A 17,394-nucleotide genomic window follows, 5' to 3' on the forward strand; every position below is an offset into this window, starting at 1 on the left:
GGCTTAGAGCTGGTAGTCCACTACGAGCGGTGCATGGTCTGAGAAACGGGTGTCCCATGTGGGGGCACGGTCCACCACTGCCGAAATGGCGGACGCCGCCAGATCGGGGGTGGCCAGGTGGTAGTCGATGCGCCAGCCAGTGTCGTTGTCGAATGCCTTGCCGCGCCAGGACCACCACGTGTACGGACCGTCCATGTCGCCGGCCAGGTTACGGTGGACGTCGTGCCAGCCGATCTCCTCGCCGAAGAACCGGTCGAAGTACGCACGTTCCTCCGGCAAATGGCCGGCCTTCTTGATGTTGCCCTTCGAGTTCCTGATGTCCCGGGGAGTGTGGGCCACGTTGAGGTCACCCACCACCAGGGCATGGTCGCTGTGCTTTGTCAGCTCCGGAAGGCGGGTGCTCATGACGTCCAAAAAGCGGAACTTGTCATCCTGTTTTGGGGTCCCTACCTCACCGGAGTGCACATAAGCGCTGGCAACGGTGAGCTGGACGGGATTCCCTGCAGCGTCTGGGACGCGGAAGTCAGCTTCCACCCATCGTCCTGCGGTGGTGAAGTACTCATCACCGATGCAGTTCCTGGTTGCCAGCGGTTCCTGGCGGGAGGCAATGGCGACGCCGGCACGGCCTTTTGCTTCCGCCTCGGCATGCAGGATGTGCCAGTCCTCACCCAGCAGCTGCCGGACGGTGGCGTCAGGAGCGCGGACTTCCTGCAGGCAGAGGATGTCCACTTCGCGCGGCTCCAGCCAGGCCGCCATTCCGTTTTTGTAGGCAGCCCGGAGGCCGTTTACGTTAACGGATGCGATGCGAAGGTGGTCCTTCTTCAATGCCGAGCTCACCCGCTCCACTCTAGTCGATGATGGTCCCGGTCACCGGCTCTCCACTGCCGCCGGAGGACTTGATCATGTCCCGGGCATTGGCCGCTGTGATGGCGATCGTTTCCAGGGCCCTGTTGATGGTGTCGTGGTCGGCGTCGGCACCCTTGCCGCGCTCGTCCTCCACCACCCGCACCTGCACCTGCACGATCTTGAAGGAGTGGTCCAGCTTGAGGTCGCGGACTTCGTCAACCTCGCTGCGTTCGTAGATGACCCGGGTGCCGCCGTGATCGGCAGCTGCGGGCGACGGCGCAAGGCCCGCTGCCGTGTTGAAGGCGTTTTGGGCTTCCGTCAGCTTTGCCCCGGCCTTTTTGGCCGCCCTCTGGATGCTGAACACCACGAATGAGGCAAGCGCCAGCCAGAAGAAGGCGATGATGGCAACCACCCAGCCCACGACGTCGTTCTGGTTGGCAGCGAAGATCACTGCTACAACGAAAGCGGTGACGAGGACCATCAGGCCCGGCCCGCTGATGCGGATCATGGAGAATCCGCCCCTGGCGGATTTGGAGGATGACGAGGAGCTGCCCAAAGTTCGCATGCAGCTATTGTCTCAAAGGGCGGACTGTGCTCCGGTGCCTTCCACCCCGGGCGAACACACCCGCTCCCCAGCCCAACTAGGTAGCGCCAACTGTCGTTTTGCGGGCCCATAACGGCAGTTGGCGCTACCTAGTTGGGTGGGGCTACTTCAGGAACAGGCTCCGGAGCCGCAGGGTGGTCAACAGCATGCCGACGGCGGTCATCACCAGGTAGTAGCCGATGTGCAGCGGCGTGGCCGCCGTGAAGCTGCCCACGCTGATCTCGCGCAGCAGTTCCACCCCGTGCCACAGCGGCATGGCCTGGATGAACCATTGGATGGGCTCCGGGTAGACGCTGAGCGGGTAGAAGGTTGCGCTGAACAGGAACATGGGCAGCAGGATGAAATTGATCCAGTCCATCTGCTGGAAGGTCTTGAGGAAACTGGTGATGCCCATGCCCATGCTGGCGAACCCGAAGGCGATGAGCACCGAGGCCGGGATCATCAGCAGCGCCCAGGGGGTGGTGATCAGCCCCATGATTGCCATGACCGCGGTGAAACCGGTGGCGTAGAGCATTCCCCGAAGCAGTGCCAGGAAGATCTCCCCCAGCGCCACGTCCAGCGGACCCAGCGATGTATAAAGCATGCCCTGGTAGAGCTTGGCAAAGTTCATCTTGAAGAACACGTTCCAGGTGGAGTCGTACACAGCGCCGTTCATGGCCGAAACGGCAAGCAGCGCCGGGGCGATGTAAGCCGCGTAGCTGATATGGGTTCCGTCCGGTCCCCTGACGTCGCCCACGATCGCTCCCAGGCCCACCCCCATGGAAATGAGGAACAGGACCGGCTCGAAGAACCCGGACACCATCACCAGCCAGTTGGTGCTCCGCGTGGCCATCAGCCCCCGTGCAATGACGGCCCTGGCATTGCGTGAATACAGCGGCCCGAACGTGCGGTGGCGCGCCTGCTCCGTCGCACTCGGGGAGGCTCCGCGGCCACCGGCTCCAGTGGCGGCGCTCATTGGCCCATCCTTCGGGCGAAGCGGCGCCGCGTCAGGATCCAGCCCAGGACTGCCAGCGCCACCAGGACCGCAGCGTGGAGCACCATCAGGAGCGGCGGCTCCCGGTACCCGAAGCTGAGCGTCCGTCCCAGTTCCGTGCCGTGCCAGATGGGCGAAATCCAGCCAATCCAGCGGACCGCCAGTGGCAGGTTGTCCAGCGGGAAGAACGTCCCGGAGAACAGGAACAGCGGCATCACGATGAACCGCATGACCAGCGCGAACTGGCCCTTGTCCTCCGTGATGGAGGCCGAGTACGCCATCAGGGGCAGGCCGAACGCCAGCCCTGTCAGGGTGGCCACCAGGATGCCGGCCCAGCCCCAGCCCGACGGCGAGGCGCCGAACAGTGCCACGGCTGCGAAGTAGATGGCCGACTGAAGGACCAGCCGCAGCGTCACGGCCATGATCTGCCCGGCAGCGATCTGCTGCGGGGTGAGCGGCGAGGCGTGCGGGCCGTAGTAGATCCGGCGCCACTTGAATCCGTCCATGATGGGAAACGTGAACTCGTTGGCTGCCGTCATCACTGCGGCGGACACCAGCAGCGCTGGGGCAATGAAGGCGAGGTAGGAAACGCCGCCAAAGGCCGCGTTGCCGGTGTCCACCAGGGTGGCAAGGCCCACCCCCATGGCGAACAGGTACGCAACCGGCTGGCCCACGCTGTACATCACGATGGACCAGGAGTACCCCTTCATCACGCGGAGCACCTGCTCCGCGTAGTAAAAAGCACCCCAGCGCCGCGCCTTGGCCGCCGAGACCTCGGGCGCGTGCACCCGCAGATCCTGGCCCGGAGCAGCCCCGGGTCCGGTCAAGCCCCCAGGGTCAGTCAACGAGGCTCCGCCCGGTGAGCCGCAGGAACACGTCCTCCAGCGACGACCTGCGGACCAGCGATGTCAGCGGCCTCAGGCCGCGGGCCGATACCTGCTCAAGGGCCCACTCGCCGTCGTGCGCGTACATCAGCACCCGGTCCGGCAGCACCTCCAGGCGTTCGCCGATGCCGTCCAGCTGCGACCCGATCGTGGCGTTGCGCTCGGACCCGAACCGCAGTTCCACCACCTCGCGGGTTGAGTGCTCGCGGATCAGCTGGGCGGGCGAGCCCTCAGCCATGATCCGACCCTTGTCCACCACGATCAGTCGGTCGCAAAGCTGCTCCGCCTCGTCCATGTAGTGGGTGGTGAGGATCAGCGTGACGCCCTGTTCCTTGAGCCGGAACAGGCGGTCCCACAAGATGTGGCGTGCCTGCGGGTCCAGCCCGGTGGTCGGTTCGTCCAGCAGCAGGATTCGGGGCTCGTTGATCAGGGACCGGGCGATGGTGAGGCGCCGTTTCATACCGCCGGAGAGTGCGTCCACCTTGGATTTTGCCTTGTCCGTCAGCTGCGCGAATTCGAGCAGCTCGTCCGCCTTGGGCTTCAGGTAGCTCATGGGCAGGCCGAAGTAGCGGCCGTAGACCAGCAGGTTGTCCCGGACCCTCAGTTCCTCGTCCAGGTTGTCCTGCTGCGGCACCACGCCCAGGTGCGCGCGCACCTCCGGGCCGTGCGTGTCCGGGTCCAGGCCCATGATGCTCAGCCGGCCGGACGTGCGCCGGGTGACGCCGCCGATCATCTTCATCGTGGTGGACTTGCCCGCACCGTTGGGTCCCAGCAGGCCAAAGGACTCCCCCGCGGGCACGGCGAACGAGATGCTGTCCACGGCGGTCACGTCGCCATAGGTCTTGGTCAGGTTTTCGGCGGAGATGACAGTGCCGTGCGGCGAACCCCCGGTCAGGGTACCGGACGGCGTCAGGGCGTGGTTGTGCACCTGTGCAGACTAGTGGAGGCGGAGCACATGTGGAAGGGCACTTGCAGTTCCCTTGTTAGCGGCCGACGGCGGCACGGCGCCTTTCGCGTGGAAGGTGCCGTGCCGCCGTCGTGCGCCCTAACGCCGGGGCTACTGCGCGAGGCCCGCTGTGCGTTCGGCGGCCTCGACCACATTGGTCATCAGCAGCGCCACGGTCATGGGCCCCACACCTCCGGGGTTTGGCGAGATCCAGCCGGCCACCTCGGCGGCGGCGGGATCGATGTCGCCGTAGACGCGGCTCTTGCCCGTCTCCGGATCAGTTTCGCGCGTGACGCCGACGTCCAGCAGGGCAGCGCCGGGCTTCACGTCCGCGGCCTTGACGATGTGCTTCACACCCGCGGCGCCCACGATGACGTCCGCCTGCCGCAGCAGCTCCGACAGGTTTTTGGTGCCGGTGTGGGTCAGGGTCACGGTGGCGTTGACATCGCGCCGCGTGAGCAGCAGGCCGATCGAGCGGCCGATCGTGACGCCGCGGCCCACCACCACGACGTGCTTGCCGGCGAGGCTGTACCCGTTGCGTTCCAGCAGCTCGATGACACCGCGGGGCGTGCACGGCAGGGGCGTGGTGATCTTGTTGTTGACGTTGAGCACCAGCCGGCCGAGGTTGGTGGGGTGCAGGCCATCGGCGTCCTTGGCGGGGTCGATGCGCTCCAGGATGGCGTCCGTGTCCAGGTGCTTGGGCAGCGGCAACTGCACAATGTAGCCGTGGCAGGCGGGGTCCGCATTGAGTTCGTCAATGAGGGCCTCCACCTGCTCCTGGGTGGCGTCAGCCGGAAGCTCGCGCTGGATGGAGTTCATCCCGATCTGCACGGACTGCTTGTGCTTCATGGAGACATACAGCTGCGAGGCAGGGTCCGCGCCCACCAGCACAGTGGCAATGCCGGGAGTGACGCCTGCGGCCTTGAGTGTGGCCACGCGTTCGGTCAGCTCGGCCTTGATGGCAGCGGCGGTGGCCTTGCCGTCAAGGATCTGCGCGGTTGTGGTTTCAGTCATTGGTTACCACTGCTCGTGCTGCGGGTAGAGCGGGAAGTCCGCTGCCAGCTTGTCCACCCGTGACTGCAGGGCCTCGACGTCGGCGCTGTTGCCTGCCTTGAGGGCGGTGGCGATGATCTCGGCGACCTCGGTGAACTCGGCAGCACCGAAGCCGCGGGTGGCCAGGGCCGGGGTGCCGATGCGCAGGCCGGAGGTGACCATCGGCGGGCGGGGGTCGAACGGCACGGCGTTGCGGTTGACGGTGATGCCCACGGAGTGCAGCAGGTCCTCGGCCTGCTGGCCGTCCAGCTGCGAGTTGCGCAGGTCTACCAGCACCAGGTGCACATCGGTGCCGCCGGTGAGGACGGAGACGCCGGCTTCGGCGACGTCGGCCTGGTTCAGGCGGTCGGCGATGATCCGGGCGCCTTCCAGGACGCGCTCCTGGCGCTCCTTGAATTCCTGGGTTCCGGCGATCTTGAAGGCAACGGCCTTGGCGGCGATGACGTGCATCAGCGGGCCGCCCTGCTGGCCCGGGAAGACGCTGGAGTTCAGCTTCTTGGCCCACTGTTCCTTGGCAAGGATCACGCCCGAGCGGGGACCGGCAAGGGTCTTGTGCACCGTGGAGGTGACGACGTCGGAGTGCGGCACCGGGCTGGGGTGCAGTCCGGCAGCGACGAGGCCGGCGAAGTGGGCCATGTCGGTCCAGAGCAGTGCGCCCACTTCATCGGCGATGGAGCGGAAGGCTGCGAAGTCCAGGTGGCGCGGGTAGGCGGACCAGCCGGCGATGATGACCTGCGGCTTCTCGGCGATGGCCTGCTCGCGGAGCTTGTCCATGTCGATGCGGAAGTTGTCTTCCTCCACCTGGTAGGCAGCCACGTTGTACAGCTTGCCGGAGAAGTTCAGCTTCATGCCGTGGGTCAGGTGGCCGCCGTGGGCCAGGGACAGGCCCAGGATCTTGTCGCCGGGGGTGATCATGGCGGCCAGCGCGGCAGCGTTTGCCTGCGCGCCTGAGTGCGGCTGGACGTTGGCGTATTCAGCATCGAACAGGGCCTTGACCCGGTCGATGGCCAGCTGCTCTGCGACGTCGACGTACTCGCAGCCGCCGTAGTAGCGGCGCCCCGGGTAGCCCTCGGCGTACTTGTTGGTGAGGACGGAGCCCTGGGCTTCCATCACGGCGCGGGGCGCGAAGTTCTCGGAGGCAATCATTTCCAGGGTGCCGCGCTGGCGGCCAAGCTCCTGATCAAGGACTGCGGCGATTTCGGGGTCAAGCTCAGCCAGCGGCTGGTTGCTGACGGCTGTGGTTGAGGTGGCTGTAGTAGTCACGAAGAACTCCTGGCTAGGGATACGGGCACTGCTTAGGTCAGGCTACCGGCTGGCGCACTTCCGTACCGCGTCGATGACACAGCGTGGAAGCAGGGCGTGGTGCTGCTGTGCTGACGCGGGCGCAGCCCCAATTCCGGCAAGACATGACCCTCGGCCCAGGCGTACGATCCGTGGTCTTCGTGATTGCCGCTCCCTGGTGGTTAGCCACCCAACGCCAGTTGCGACCCTCCCAGCGTACCAAAACCACCGGCCGCAGCGCGGGTAGGCTATTACGCGTGAATGAAGAGCAGCAGAGCCAAGCGTACGTAGTAACCCTGTCCTGCCCGGACCGTCCCGGTATTGTCCACGCCGTGGCCGGAGCGTTGCTGGTGGCCGGATGCAACATTACGGATTCGCAGCAGTACGGCAGCCCGTCAACCGGAAACTTCTTCATGCGCGTGGAGGTGACCACGGCGGCCGCCAAATCCGAGTTGCGCGCCGCGCTGGAGCCGGTAGCGGAAGCGTTCTCCATGCAGTGGAACCTCAATACTGTCGGCGACAAGGTACGGACCCTGGTGATGGCCAGCACCTCGGCACACTGCCTCAATGACCTGCTGTTCCAGCAGCGCTCGGGCACCCTTCCCATTGAGATTCCGGCGATCGTCTCCAACCACCAGGACCTGGCCGGGCTCGCGGAGTTCTACGGCATCCCGTTCCACTACATCCCGGTGACCAGGGATACCAAGGTGCAGGCGGAGGACAAGCTGCGCGCGCTCATCGCCGAGCACGACATCGAACTCACTGTCTTGGCCCGCTACATGCAGATCCTCTCCGATGAACTCTGCACCGAGCTGACCGGCAAGGCCATCAACATCCACCACTCGTTCCTGCCGTCCTTCAAGGGCGCCAAGCCGTACCACCAGGCGCATGCCCGCGGCGTGAAGCTGATCGGTGCCACCGCGCACTACGTGACGGCAGCCCTGGATGAGGGGCCGATCATCGAGCAGGAAGTCATCCGGGTGGACCACGCCCGCACCCCCGAGCAGTTCGTGCAGATGGGCCGCGACGTGGAGGGCCGCACGCTGGTCCAGGCCGTGCAGTGGCATGCCGAGCACCGGGTGCTGCTGGACGGCAACCGCACGGTGGTCTTCAACTAGGTAGCAGCAGTTGTCGTTTTGGGGCCTGAAAACGACAACTGCTGCTACCCAGTTGGGCGCGCGGGTGGCTTAGGGTGAACCCATGGCTCCCCTTTACCCTTTCGCCGGCAATTCCCCGGCCGTCCATGAATCAGCGTTCGTGGCACCGTCAGCCTCGATCGTCGGCAGTGCCGCCCTGGGCCCGGACTCCAGCGCCTTCTACGGCGTCTCCGTCCGCGCCGACACCGCGGCCATCACCGTGGGTGCCGGCAGCAACCTGCAGGACAACGTGGTGCTGCACGCCGACCCCGGCTTCCCCTGCACGGTGGGGCAACGGGTCAGCGTGGGGCACGCCGCCGTCGTCCACGGCTGCACGGTGGAGGACGACTGCCTGATCGGCATGGGCGCCACGGTCCTCAACGGCGCCGTGATCGGCGCCGGCTCGCTGGTGGCGGCCGGCGCCGTGGTGCTGGAAGGAACGGTGGTTCCGCCCCGGTCACTGGTGGCGGGCGTGCCCGCCAAGGTGCGCCGCGAACTCACGGATGAAGAGTTCGACGGCGTACGCGCCAACGCGACGCGCTACGTGGAGCTCGCGGCGAAGCATCGCGACTTGCACGGTTAGTCCAGGCTGATCGGGCCGAACTCATCGAGCAAGTCGCCCGGACCGGGATTTCCCGGCGCGGAGGCGCCGCCCAGGTGCTTGACCACGCCCCACACGGCGTTGAGCCCGGTGGTGACGGCTCCCTCCGCCCAGCCCGCGGTGAAGGAGACGTCGTCGCCGGCCAGGAAGATGCCGCGCTGGGACTCCGGCAGCCTGTCCTGCTTGAAGTGCGTGAACAGCCGCTGCTGGTAGCGGTAGTGCCCGGGCAGGTTGGCCTTGAACGCGCCCATGAAGTTGGGATCCGCCTCCCAGGACACGGTGATGGGCTGGCCCACGATGTGCCCCGCGATATCCACCCCGGGATAGATCTGCTCAAGCGAGTGAAGCATCAGTTCCACGCGTTCGTCCGCGTCCAGGGCCAGCCACTTAAGGGCGTCGTCGTTCCAGGTGTAGGACAGCAGGATGACGGCGGGCTGGTCAGGACCGTTGTCCAGCAGGTAGGTGGCGCGGTTCAGCCTGTCGGTGAGGGTCATGGAAAGGATGTCGTTGCCGGTTTCCGGGTCGATGTCCTTCCAGAACGGCCGGTCCACCATCACGAAGGTCTTGGAGGACTGCATGTAGTGCGAGCGCTCCATCGCGGTCCACAGCTCGGCTGGGAACAGCGCCTCCTCCGTGTGGATCCGGGTGGAAAGCAGCCACGACTGGCAGGTGGACACAACGGCGGGGTAGCTGGCCTCGCGGCCCCAGCGTTCACGGATCCGCAGGTTGCCGTCCTGGTCCCGGCTGATCTTTCCGACGGCCCCCCGGGGCGAGCCGGAGTGGAGCGAGGACAGGGAGGTGCCGGCTGGCCAGTGCGCCATGTCCGACGGCGCGTGCTGCCAGAGTGCCTCGGGCAGCCGCTGCGCTCCCCCGCGGATGAAGCGGTGCTGGTCGTCCGCGTCGGTGTAGACCACGCGCAGGATTTCCAGGATGGAGTTGGGGAAGTCGGTGTCCCAGCCGCCCGTTCCGAATCCCACCTGGCCAAACGCCTCCCGGTGCGCGAACCCTGCCTTCTTGAAGGAGTCGCTGGCGGCGATGAAACCGTAGAAGGTTTGCTCGTCCATGAGCGGGAGCAGTTCGTTCCACAGGTCCTTGATCCGGGCCATGTCCCGGGCCTTGATGGCGTCCTGCATTTGCACGAACTTGGCACCGTCGTTGACCGCGGCCTTCCAGGCGTCAGCCACCTCGCGGAAAAACAACGGAAGGTCGCCCGGCTTCTCCGCGTAGTGCTTCTTGCCTGCCAGCTCGATCACCGTGCTGGAGGTGGCCTCCGCAAGGGGGTTGGGGAAATCCTGGGTCTGCAGGCCCAGGAGGTCCACGTAGTGGTAGAAGGCCTTGCCAGACACCGGGAACCGCATTCCCCCGAGGTCCGCCACCACACCGGGCGCCGCCGGGAAGGCGGCCGTGCGGAGCCGTCCGCCGATCTGGTCTGCCTCATAGACCACAGGCCGCAGCCCGAGTTTCATCAGCTCATAGGCAGTCACCAGCCCGGAGACCCCGGCACCGATGACAGCCACTTCCGTGCCGTACAGCTCCGGCGGGACAGACCCCAGACCGTCCGGATGGGCCAGGTAGTGGTCGTAGCTGAACGGGAAGTCCGGGTTCAGCATGGTGATGGGTGCCGCGTGCCCGTCGGTGCCGCGCCCGGCTGCATCTGCCGGCGGCGTGGAGGTGCTGGAGGGATCGAAGGCAGGCAGTTCGGTGGCGATGGTCATGGTTGTTCTGCTTTCACAGTTCCTGGCTGGAGGCCTTGGCGGTCAATTCACGGTAGTCGAGCTCGCTGAGGGCCGCTACCTTGGAGTTCCGGCGTCCATAGCCGAAGAAGATGGCGATCCCCACGAGCATCCAGCCGCCAAAGACAAGCCACGTATCGGCACCGAGGTTCGCCATCAGGTACGCACACATGAGCGTTCCCAGGACGGGAGTGATGGGGTAGAGCGGCACCCGGAAGCTCCGTTTCAGGTCCGGGCGGTTGCGGCGCAGGTAAATGACGGCGACGTTGACCAGGGCGAACGCGAACAGGGTGCCGATGCTGGTGGCGTCGGCCAGGGCGCCCAGCGGGACCAGGCCTGCGGTGAGGGCGACGGCGGTGCCCACAATGAGGGTGCCGGCGGCCGGGGTGCCGGTGCGGGGAGAGACGCGCCCGAAGACCTTGGGCACCAGGCCGTCCCGGGACATGGACAGGAGGATGCGGGTCTGGCCGTACAGGACAGTAAGCACGATGCTCGCAATGGCAAGGACAGCACCGACGGAAAAGACCAGGGCGATCCATGGCTGGTTGGTGGTCTCCTCCAGGATCTGGACAAGGGCGGCCTCGGTGCCGTCGAACCAGCCCCAGGGCCGGGCGCCGATGGCGGCCACGGCCACCAGGACGTAGATGCCGGTGACGATCACCATGGACAGCAGGATGGCGCGGGGAAGGTCGCGCTTGGGGTTCCTGGCCTCTTCGCCTGCAGTGGAAGCGGCGTCAAAGCCGATGTAGGAGAAGAACACCCTGGAGGCCGCGGCGGAGACACCGGCCGCGCCCATGGGCAGGAGCGGTTGGAAGTTTCCTGCGTTGAAGGCGGTGAAGGCAACGGCGCAAAAGAACAGCAGGATGCCTATTTTGATGATGACGATGGCCGTGTTGATCCAGGCGCTCTCCCGGGCACCTCGGACGAGCAGGATCATGGCCAGCACCACGATGGCCACCGCCGGTATGTTCACCAGTCCGCCGTCACCAGGCGGCTGGGCCACTGAGTCCGGCAGTACCTGTCCGAACACCGCCAGCGTCTCGTTGACGTACTGGCCGGCGCCCACCGCGACGGCGGCAACGGAGACCGCGTATTCCAGGACAAGGCACCAACCGCAGATCCATGCCATGCCCTCGCCCATGGTGGCGTAGGAGTAGGAGTAGCTTGAGCCCGCCACCGGGACCAGCCCTGCCATTTCCGCATATGACACCGCCGAGAGCAGTGCGGCCACGCCGGCGATGACGAACGAGATCCAGATGGCCGGGCCGGCCAGCGGAACCGCTTCGCCGAGGATCACCAGGATCCCCGTCCCCAGGGTGGCACCTACGCTGATCATGGTCAGGTGGAGGACGCCGAAGCTGCGCACCAGCCCGGTGCCGCCCTCGCCGTGTCCGGCTTCGCTGATCATCTGGCCAATGGGTTTGCGGCGCAGCAGCTGAGCCCGGAGGCCCGGCCGGTCGACGCTTGGCGCTATGGGTTTTTCGGTGGTCACAGGCACAGTCACCGTTGACGTCCCTTCAGAGTAGTTGTCGGTTTCCCCTGACCAACACTGGCATGTGAGCCAACTCTCAACCTGGTGCAAAATGACTTATAGTGATCCACCGTGAGACTTTATGCACAAGTGCAGCGCATCCCGCAATCCGGGACCTGCGGCCGCCGGACGCCCCGGCTGCCGGGAGCCGGGGCGCGCGGGACGCAATCATGACGGCTGGGCCCGCTGAGTCCGGACGGCTGAGTTTCGTCACGCTCCAGCAGTTCCTTGACCAGCTGCCGCCGTTGCTGAGGATGCTTCACGACGGCGGGAGTGGCGGGCGGCTGCTGCGGTGGGTTGAGCCCAGCGAACTGGAGGACCCCACACCCTATCTTCCGGAGGGCGAGTTCCTGCTCACCGCGGGCCTTCCCTTCCTTGGCGACGGCGGCTCCCCCGCCCGTGTGGACGCGTATGTCCAGCGGCTTGTGGGGGCCAAGGTAGCCGCGCTGGGCTTCGGTATCAGGCCCTATTTTGACGCCGTCCCGGAAGTGGTGCTGGCCGCCTGCCGGCGGCATAACCTCACCTTGTTCGAGGTGCCCGAGTCGTTGCCGTTCGCGGCGATCGGCCTCCAGTTCTCGCAGCTCCTCGAGACCGACAATGCCAGGGTTTTCCGGCAGCTGGCGGAGGCCAACCGGCAACTCATGCGTGCCATCCTCTCCCCCAGGCCGGAGCACGAACTGCTGGCCGCATTGGTCCAGCGCGTGCCCGTGTGGGCGGTGATGGTGGGAGCCGACGGCCGGGTCCGGGCCCGCGGCACCAGCGCCGGCGGCAGCACCGCCGTCGACCTTTCCCAGCTGGAACCCATGCTGGAGCGGCTGCTGTCCGGCAGCGGCCCGCGGGTGGAAATGGACGGCTTTGACCAGCCAGGCTCGGCGCTCGTGGTGGGCCACCCGCTGCGCAGCACCAAGGACGCCAACCTCGGCGCCCTGGTTCTCGGATCCGACGCTCCGCTGACCCCCGCACAGAACAACGTAGTCCAGACTGCCGTCGGACTGCTCGAGCTGTTGGTGCGGCAGCGCACCAGCGGATCACTGGCTCCCAGCCAGCTGGCCACCGCCGTCCTGCTGCACCCCGAGAGCCTGTCCTCGGGCGGCACCAGGCATCTCAACGGGCTCAAGGACCTGATGGCGCAGAGCCTTTCCTCCACAAGGTCCGCGCCCATGCGGGTGGTCCAGGGCATCAAAGTGGAGGCGCTGGAGTGGCCGGCGGGCGAGAGCCCCGTCAGGGAGCTGCTGCAGTGGCGGCGCATGTTCGATACGAAGCTGGTGGAGATTACGGACTACGGGTTCGCCGCGGTGACCCGGCTCAAGGTGGATGATGCCCTGCTTGCCGAGGTGGAGAAGCTCGGGTGGCGCCTGGTGATCGGCGAACCCACCGAGTTCACCAGCCTGCCCGCCGCATACCAGCGCGCCACCTCCCTCCGCAGCCAGGTCCAGAGAAGCGGACAAAGCGTCCGGGTCGACGAAGTGTCCTGGTCGGTCACCGGGCTGCTCGGCCGTGAGGCCGGGATCCTGCTGGCGGAACGCCTCCTGCAACCGGTCCTGGTACTCGAACCGGACCGGCGTGATCCGCTGCTGGCCGTCCTCCGCGGCTGGCTGAGCGAGAACGGCAGCTGGGACGCCTCCGCGAAGCGGCTGGGACTGCACCGGAACAGCGTGCGGCGGCAGATCGGAGTCCTCGGTGACCTGCTCCAGATGGACCTGAACCAGGCCCAGGTGCGGGCGGAGCTATGGATTGCGCTGCAGTACGCGGACGGGCTGCCGGGCGGCTAGGCTCCGTCGTTCCCAGCACCCCCACGCAGGCCGGCTTCCCACTCCTGGTACAGCGCAGGCCGGCGCTCCCGCAGGTACGGCACCTGGTCCCTTGCTGCGTGGACGGCCTCGGCGCCGATTTTGGCGAAGAGCAGCGCCGGGGTGTCCCCTGCTTCGGCGAGGAGGCCGCCGTCGGGTCCCGCCACCACGCTTCCGCCGCCGAACGTGTAGGCGTCCTCGTTCCCACAGTGGTTGGCGTACGCCACATGCAGCTGGCTTTCCAACGCCCGGGCACGGATGAGCACCTGCGGCACGGCCTCAAAGCCGGCGGACAAGGCAGTAGGGACCAAGACCAGCTCAGCCCCCCGCGCCGCGGCTGCCCGGGTGGTTTCGGGGAACTCGATGTCGTAGCAGATCAGCAAGGAGGTGCGGATGCCGCGAAAATCCACGACGGCGGGAGGTTGCGCGGCTGCCTCAAACGCCTCGCGTTCCTCGCCACCGAAAAGATGCACCTTGGCGTAACTGAGGAGTTCCGCACCCGTGGCATCCACCAGGGTGGCCGAAATGTTCCACCCCGGGCGACCGGCGGGCACCGAGCCCGCACCAGTCAACCTGCCGTCCCTGCCCTGCCTGCCCGCTGGGGCCGGCAGGCTGTAGACGAGCCCGATCCTGTTCCGGCGCGCGATATCGGCCAGCCGTTCACGGATGGCGGGAAGGCGGGCCGGGTCCAGTTCGTTGCGCAGCCTCAGCGGGGCATAGCCCACGGGAAACAGTTCCGGCGTGAGCAGTATGTCGGCGCCGGCCTGCGCCGCCCGCTGTGCGGCATCATCGAGGGTCCGCAGATTGGCCTCTGCATCCAGGACCACGGCATTCGCCTGCAGGACGGACAGCAGCATCCTTACCACCTTCTGTATCCCCGTCCATGTGGGATGGACGGGCAGGACTGTTCCCGCCTTCCAGCCTAGCCAGCCGCAGCGGGAGCGCGGTGGGTCGTTTGGACCCGCCCGCCCACTCTTTGGGACAGAATGCACGGGATGCCCCGCATGCCCTGCCCCAATTGCTTGTGCGGCCACGCACCGCGGCCCATGCGTTAACTTCTTGACTACAAGAGCTGCGATGGTGCAATGTTCATAGCATGTCCGCAACCCCGCGCTCAACGAGGAGCAAGCCCAAGAATCCCGGCTCGCAGTCCGCCCTGCGGCAGCTGAACCAGCAGCGGATCATCGAGACCCTGATGGGCGGCCCGTCCACCCAGGCGGAGCTCGCCCGGCAAACGGGGCTGTCCACCGCCACCGTCTCGAACATCGTCAAAATCATGCTCGATTCCGGCCTGGCGTCCACCGAACCCATCACCAGTTCCGGGCGGCGGGCACTGAACGTACGGCTGAACAGCAACGGCGCCGTCGCCGTCGGGATCGACTTCGGCCGGCGGCACCTGCGGGTGGTCCTGGCCTCGCTCAGCTACCACGTCATTGCCGAAGAATCGGTGATGCTCCCCTTGGGCCACCAGGCGGATGAGGGCATCCAGGCGGCGGTGGCGCTGCTGGAGAAACTGTTGTGGGAAAGCGGTGTGGAACGCTCCTCGGTGGTGGGTGCCGGCGTCGGCATTCCCGGCCCGATAGACCGTCGGACCGGGACCGTTGCCCAAGGCGCCATCCTTCCGGAATGGGTGGGCATCAACATCCTCCAGCACCTTGAGGAAACCTTGAGAATCCCCGTGTTTGTTGACAACGACGCCAACCTCGGCGCCTGGTCGGAGGTGACCTGGGGGCAGCACTCGGGGGTCAGCAACCTGCTGTTTTTGAAGATTGGCTCGGGCATCGGCGCCGGCCTGATCCTCAACGGAGCCCCCTACTACGGCAACGTGGGGATCACCGGAGAAATCGGACACGCCACCATCCATGAGCAGGGCCTGGTGTGCCGGTGCGGCAACCGCGGCTGCCTGGAAACCATCGCGTCCACCACCACCATGATTGAACTCCTCAGCCGCGGGGAGGACCGGCCACTGACGCCCGCTGACATCGTCCGCAAAGCCCTGAACCGGGACTCTGCCACCCTTCGCGTGGTGGACGATGCCGGCCTGGCGGTTGGCCGTGCGCTGGGCAACGTGGCCAACCTGATCAACCCCGAGGTCATCGTGGTGGGCGGGCCGCTGGCGGGCCTCGGAGACATCCTGCTGGACCCCATCCGGAGGGGCCTGATCCGTCACGCAGTTCCGGTTATCGGGGAGACCACCACCCTCACCATGTCCTCGCTGGGCGACCGGGCAGAGGCCCTCGGCGCCGCCGCTTTGGTCTTCCAGCACGCGGGGATCCGCAAGACGTAGACCATTTCGTTATCCAGCAATTGCGTTAAAGACTTGACGACAATAGCTGTGATCCAGTTTACTTTTGGTTCAGACGGCCCTGCGCTTTGCCGGCCGGACAAAGAAGTCATTGCATTGGAGGGTTAGGGCTCATGACGTCCCAGACCACGCAAACGGATCCGGTCATCCTCGAGATGCGGTCCATCACCAAGGAATTCCCCGGCGTTAAAGCCTTGTCGAACGTGAGCCTCCGGGTAAAGGCCGGCGAGATCCACGCCATCTGCGGCGAAAACGGCGCCGGTAAGTCCACTCTCATGAAGGTCCTGTCCGGCGTGTACCCGTACGGAAGCTACGACGGCGACATCGTCTACCAGGGGCAAGTCCAGCAGTTCCGGGACATCAGGGCCAGCGAGCACGCGGGCATCGTGATCATCCACCAGGAACTGGCGTTGATCCCCGAACTGTCCATCACTGAGAACATCTTCCTGGGCAACGAACCCACGAAACGGGGCATCATCGACTGGGGCGAGGCCCGGCTGCGGTCCCTGGACCTGTTGGCGCGCGTTGGCCTGCGGGACGATCCCGACACCCCCATCAAGGAAATCGGCGTCGGCAAGCAGCAGCTGGTGGAAATCGCCAAGGCGCTGAACAAGTCCGTGAAGATCCTCATCCTGGACGAGCCCACCGCGGCCCTGAACGAATCCGATTCACAGCACCTGCTGGACCTGATGCTCGGCCTGAAGGCCAAGGGCATCACGTCCATCATCATCTCCCACAAGCTCAATGAGATTGAGCAGATCGCCGATTCCATCACCATCATCCGCGACGGCAAATCCATCGAGACGCTGGACGTCAAGAAGGACGGCGTGGACGAGGACCGCATTATCAAGGGCATGGTGGGCCGCACGCTGGAGTCCCGGTTCCCGGACCACACCCCCAAGATCGGCGAGGTGTTCTTTGAGGTCAAGGACTGGACTGTGGGCCACCCTGCCGTCCAGGACCGCCTGGTGTGCAAGGGGTCCAACTTCTATGTCCGCCGGGGCGAAATCGTAGGTTTCGCAGGGCTCATGGGCGCAGGCCGGACCGAATTGGCCCGTTCCGTGTTCGGCCGCTCTTATGGCCGGTTCATCGATGGCCACGTCTACAAGGACGGCAAGGAGGTTGTCCTCAAGAACGTCCGCCAAGCCATCGACGCCGGACTGGGCTACGTCACCGAGGACCGCAAGTCCCTGGGCTTGAACCTGCTGGACGACATCAAGACCACCACGGTGTCAGCGAACCTGCGCAAGATCAGCCACAACTTCGTGGTGGACCCCAACCAGGAGTTCACGGTGGCCGAGCAGTACCGCAAGTCACTGCGCACCAAGACGCCGTCCGTGGAGGAAGGCGTGGCCAAGCTGTCCGGCGGCAACCAGCAGAAGGTGGTCCTGGCGAAGTGGATGTTCACCGACCCCGACCTGCTGATCCTGGATGAACCCACCCGCGGCATCGACGTTGGAGCCAAGTACGAGATCTACGGAATCATCCAGCAGCTGGCCAACCAAGGCAAGGGAGTCATCGTTATCTCCTCCGAACTGCCGGAACTCCTGGGCCTGTCCGACCGCATCTACACCATCTTCGAAGGCGCCATCACCGGTGTCCTGAACAAAGACGAGGCCAGCCAGGAAAGCCTGATGAAGCTGATGACCTCCGCCACCCGAAAAGCCGCCTGACCCTCTGGCCCCTCCAGAACCTTCCGGACACAAGGACT

General features: G+C 65.9%; 15 protein-coding genes and 1 riboswitch. Of the genes, 5 read left to right on the forward strand and 10 right to left on the reverse strand.

Annotated elements, in window-relative coordinates:
• Positions 1–3: 3 nt before the first annotated feature.
• The 7 genes from IEW19_RS01660 to glyA all read right to left on the reverse strand — a co-directional run bounded on the left by IEW19_RS01660 (position 4) and on the right by glyA (position 6,569).
• Positions 4–837: an exodeoxyribonuclease III gene (locus IEW19_RS01660; protein ID WP_188569936.1), complete on the reverse strand. Its 834-nt coding sequence runs from the start codon at positions 835–837 to the stop codon at positions 4–6.
• 10 nt (positions 838–847) lie between these two features.
• Entirely contained in the window at positions 848–1,411 is a 564-nt protein-coding gene (locus IEW19_RS01665; protein ID WP_188569937.1) for a hypothetical protein, read from the reverse strand.
• A 142-nt stretch (positions 1,412–1,553) separates the two neighbouring features.
• On the reverse strand, positions 1,554–2,405 hold the full coding sequence (locus IEW19_RS01670; protein WP_188569938.1) for an ABC transporter permease: 852 nt from the start codon (positions 2,403–2,405) through the stop codon (positions 1,554–1,556).
• Complete coding sequence (locus IEW19_RS01675) at positions 2,402–3,250, reverse strand: ABC transporter permease (RefSeq protein WP_188569939.1); 849 nt, start codon at positions 3,248–3,250, stop codon at positions 2,402–2,404. The genes IEW19_RS01670 and IEW19_RS01675 overlap by 4 nt, the downstream gene beginning before the upstream one ends.
• A 10-nt stretch (positions 3,251–3,260) precedes the next feature.
• On the reverse strand, positions 3,261–4,235 hold the full coding sequence (locus tag IEW19_RS01680) for an ABC transporter ATP-binding protein (protein ID WP_188569940.1): 975 nt from the start codon (positions 4,233–4,235) through the stop codon (positions 3,261–3,263).
• Positions 4,236–4,364: 129 nt separating this feature from the next.
• Complete coding sequence (locus tag IEW19_RS01685; protein WP_188569941.1) at positions 4,365–5,267, reverse strand: bifunctional methylenetetrahydrofolate dehydrogenase/methenyltetrahydrofolate cyclohydrolase; 903 nt, start codon at positions 5,265–5,267, stop codon at positions 4,365–4,367.
• 3 nt (positions 5,268–5,270) lie between these two features.
• Positions 5,271–6,569 carry a serine hydroxymethyltransferase gene (gene glyA / locus IEW19_RS01690; protein ID WP_188569942.1) on the reverse strand — a complete coding sequence of 433 codons (1,299 nt, stop codon included), beginning with the start codon at positions 6,567–6,569 and terminating at the stop codon, positions 5,271–5,273.
• A 146-nt stretch (positions 6,570–6,715) separates the two neighbouring features.
• Positions 6,716–6,801, reverse strand: a riboswitch (ZMP/ZTP riboswitch).
• A 43-nt stretch (positions 6,802–6,844) separates the two neighbouring features.
• Here glyA and purU point away from each other — a divergent pair.
• Positions 6,845–7,705: a formyltetrahydrofolate deformylase gene (purU, locus tag IEW19_RS01695; RefSeq protein ID WP_188569943.1), complete on the forward strand. Its 861-nt coding sequence runs from the start codon at positions 6,845–6,847 to the stop codon at positions 7,703–7,705.
• An 82-nt stretch (positions 7,706–7,787) separates the two neighbouring features.
• Entirely contained in the window at positions 7,788–8,306 is a 519-nt protein-coding gene (locus tag IEW19_RS01700; protein ID WP_188569944.1) for a gamma carbonic anhydrase family protein, read from the forward strand.
• Here IEW19_RS01700 and IEW19_RS01705 read toward each other — a convergent pair.
• Positions 8,303–10,039, reverse strand: a complete 1,737-nt coding sequence (locus tag IEW19_RS01705) for a flavin monoamine oxidase family protein (protein ID WP_188569945.1) — start codon at positions 10,037–10,039, stop codon at positions 8,303–8,305. The genes IEW19_RS01700 and IEW19_RS01705 overlap by 4 nt on opposite strands.
• 13 nt (positions 10,040–10,052) lie before the next feature.
• Positions 10,053–11,465 (reverse strand): amino acid permease, encoded by a 1,413-nt coding sequence (locus tag IEW19_RS01710; protein WP_373283548.1) that lies wholly within the window; start codon positions 11,463–11,465, stop codon positions 10,053–10,055.
• A gap of 293 nt (positions 11,466–11,758) precedes the next feature.
• Between IEW19_RS01710 and IEW19_RS01715 the strand changes: the two genes are divergently transcribed.
• Positions 11,759–13,360 (forward strand): PucR family transcriptional regulator, encoded by a 1,602-nt coding sequence (locus IEW19_RS01715; protein ID WP_188569947.1) that lies wholly within the window; start codon positions 11,759–11,761, stop codon positions 13,358–13,360.
• Here the strand turns inward: IEW19_RS01715 and IEW19_RS01720 are convergent.
• Positions 13,357–14,235, reverse strand: coding sequence for a nitrilase-related carbon-nitrogen hydrolase (locus IEW19_RS01720; RefSeq protein WP_188569948.1), 879 nt, complete (start codon positions 14,233–14,235; stop codon positions 13,357–13,359). The genes IEW19_RS01715 and IEW19_RS01720 overlap by 4 nt on opposite strands.
• Positions 14,236–14,474: 239 nt before the next feature.
• On the opposite strand from IEW19_RS01720, the gene IEW19_RS01725 reads away from it, so the two are divergent.
• Positions 14,475–15,665, forward strand: a complete 1,191-nt coding sequence (locus IEW19_RS01725; RefSeq protein ID WP_188569949.1) for an ROK family transcriptional regulator — start codon at positions 14,475–14,477, stop codon at positions 15,663–15,665.
• A 131-nt stretch (positions 15,666–15,796) separates the two neighbouring features.
• Positions 15,797–17,356 carry a multiple monosaccharide ABC transporter ATP-binding protein gene (mmsA, locus tag IEW19_RS01730; protein ID WP_188569950.1) on the forward strand — a complete coding sequence of 520 codons (1,560 nt, stop codon included), beginning with the start codon at positions 15,797–15,799 and terminating at the stop codon, positions 17,354–17,356.
• The last annotated feature ends 38 nt before the right edge of the window (positions 17,357–17,394 follow it).

Source organism: Arthrobacter liuii (genome assembly GCF_014639275.1).
In the GTDB taxonomy this organism is placed as follows: Bacteria; Actinomycetota; Actinomycetes; order Actinomycetales; family Micrococcaceae; genus Arthrobacter; species Arthrobacter liuii.

What these genes read in the sequence shown, in the direction of transcription:
- IEW19_RS01665 (WP_188569937.1), bottom strand. Translation starts at nt 1,411, where the DNA reads ATGCGAACTTTGGGCAGCTCCTCGTCATCCTCCAAATCCGCCAGGGGC.
- IEW19_RS01670 (WP_188569938.1), bottom strand. Translation starts at nt 2,405, where the DNA reads ATGAGCGCCGCCACTGGAGCCGGTGGCCGCGGAGCCTCCCCGAGTGCG.
- IEW19_RS01685 (WP_188569941.1), bottom strand. Translation starts at nt 5,267, where the DNA reads ATGACTGAAACCACAACCGCGCAGATCCTTGACGGCAAGGCCACCGCC.
- IEW19_RS01700 (WP_188569944.1), top strand. Translation starts at nt 7,788, where the DNA reads ATGGCTCCCCTTTACCCTTTCGCCGGCAATTCCCCGGCCGTCCATGAA.
- IEW19_RS01705 (WP_188569945.1), bottom strand. Translation starts at nt 10,039, where the DNA reads ATGACCATCGCCACCGAACTGCCTGCCTTCGATCCCTCCAGCACCTCC.
- IEW19_RS01710 (WP_373283548.1), bottom strand. Translation starts at nt 11,465, where the DNA reads ATGATCAGCGAAGCCGGACACGGCGAGGGCGGCACCGGGCTGGTGCGC.
- IEW19_RS01715 (WP_188569947.1), top strand. Translation starts at nt 11,759, where the DNA reads ATGACGGCTGGGCCCGCTGAGTCCGGACGGCTGAGTTTCGTCACGCTC.
- IEW19_RS01720 (WP_188569948.1), bottom strand. Translation starts at nt 14,235, where the DNA reads ATGCTGCTGTCCGTCCTGCAGGCGAATGCCGTGGTCCTGGATGCAGAG.
- IEW19_RS01725 (WP_188569949.1), top strand. Translation starts at nt 14,475, where the DNA reads ATGTCCGCAACCCCGCGCTCAACGAGGAGCAAGCCCAAGAATCCCGGC.
- mmsA (WP_188569950.1), top strand. Translation starts at nt 15,797, where the DNA reads ATGACGTCCCAGACCACGCAAACGGATCCGGTCATCCTCGAGATGCGG.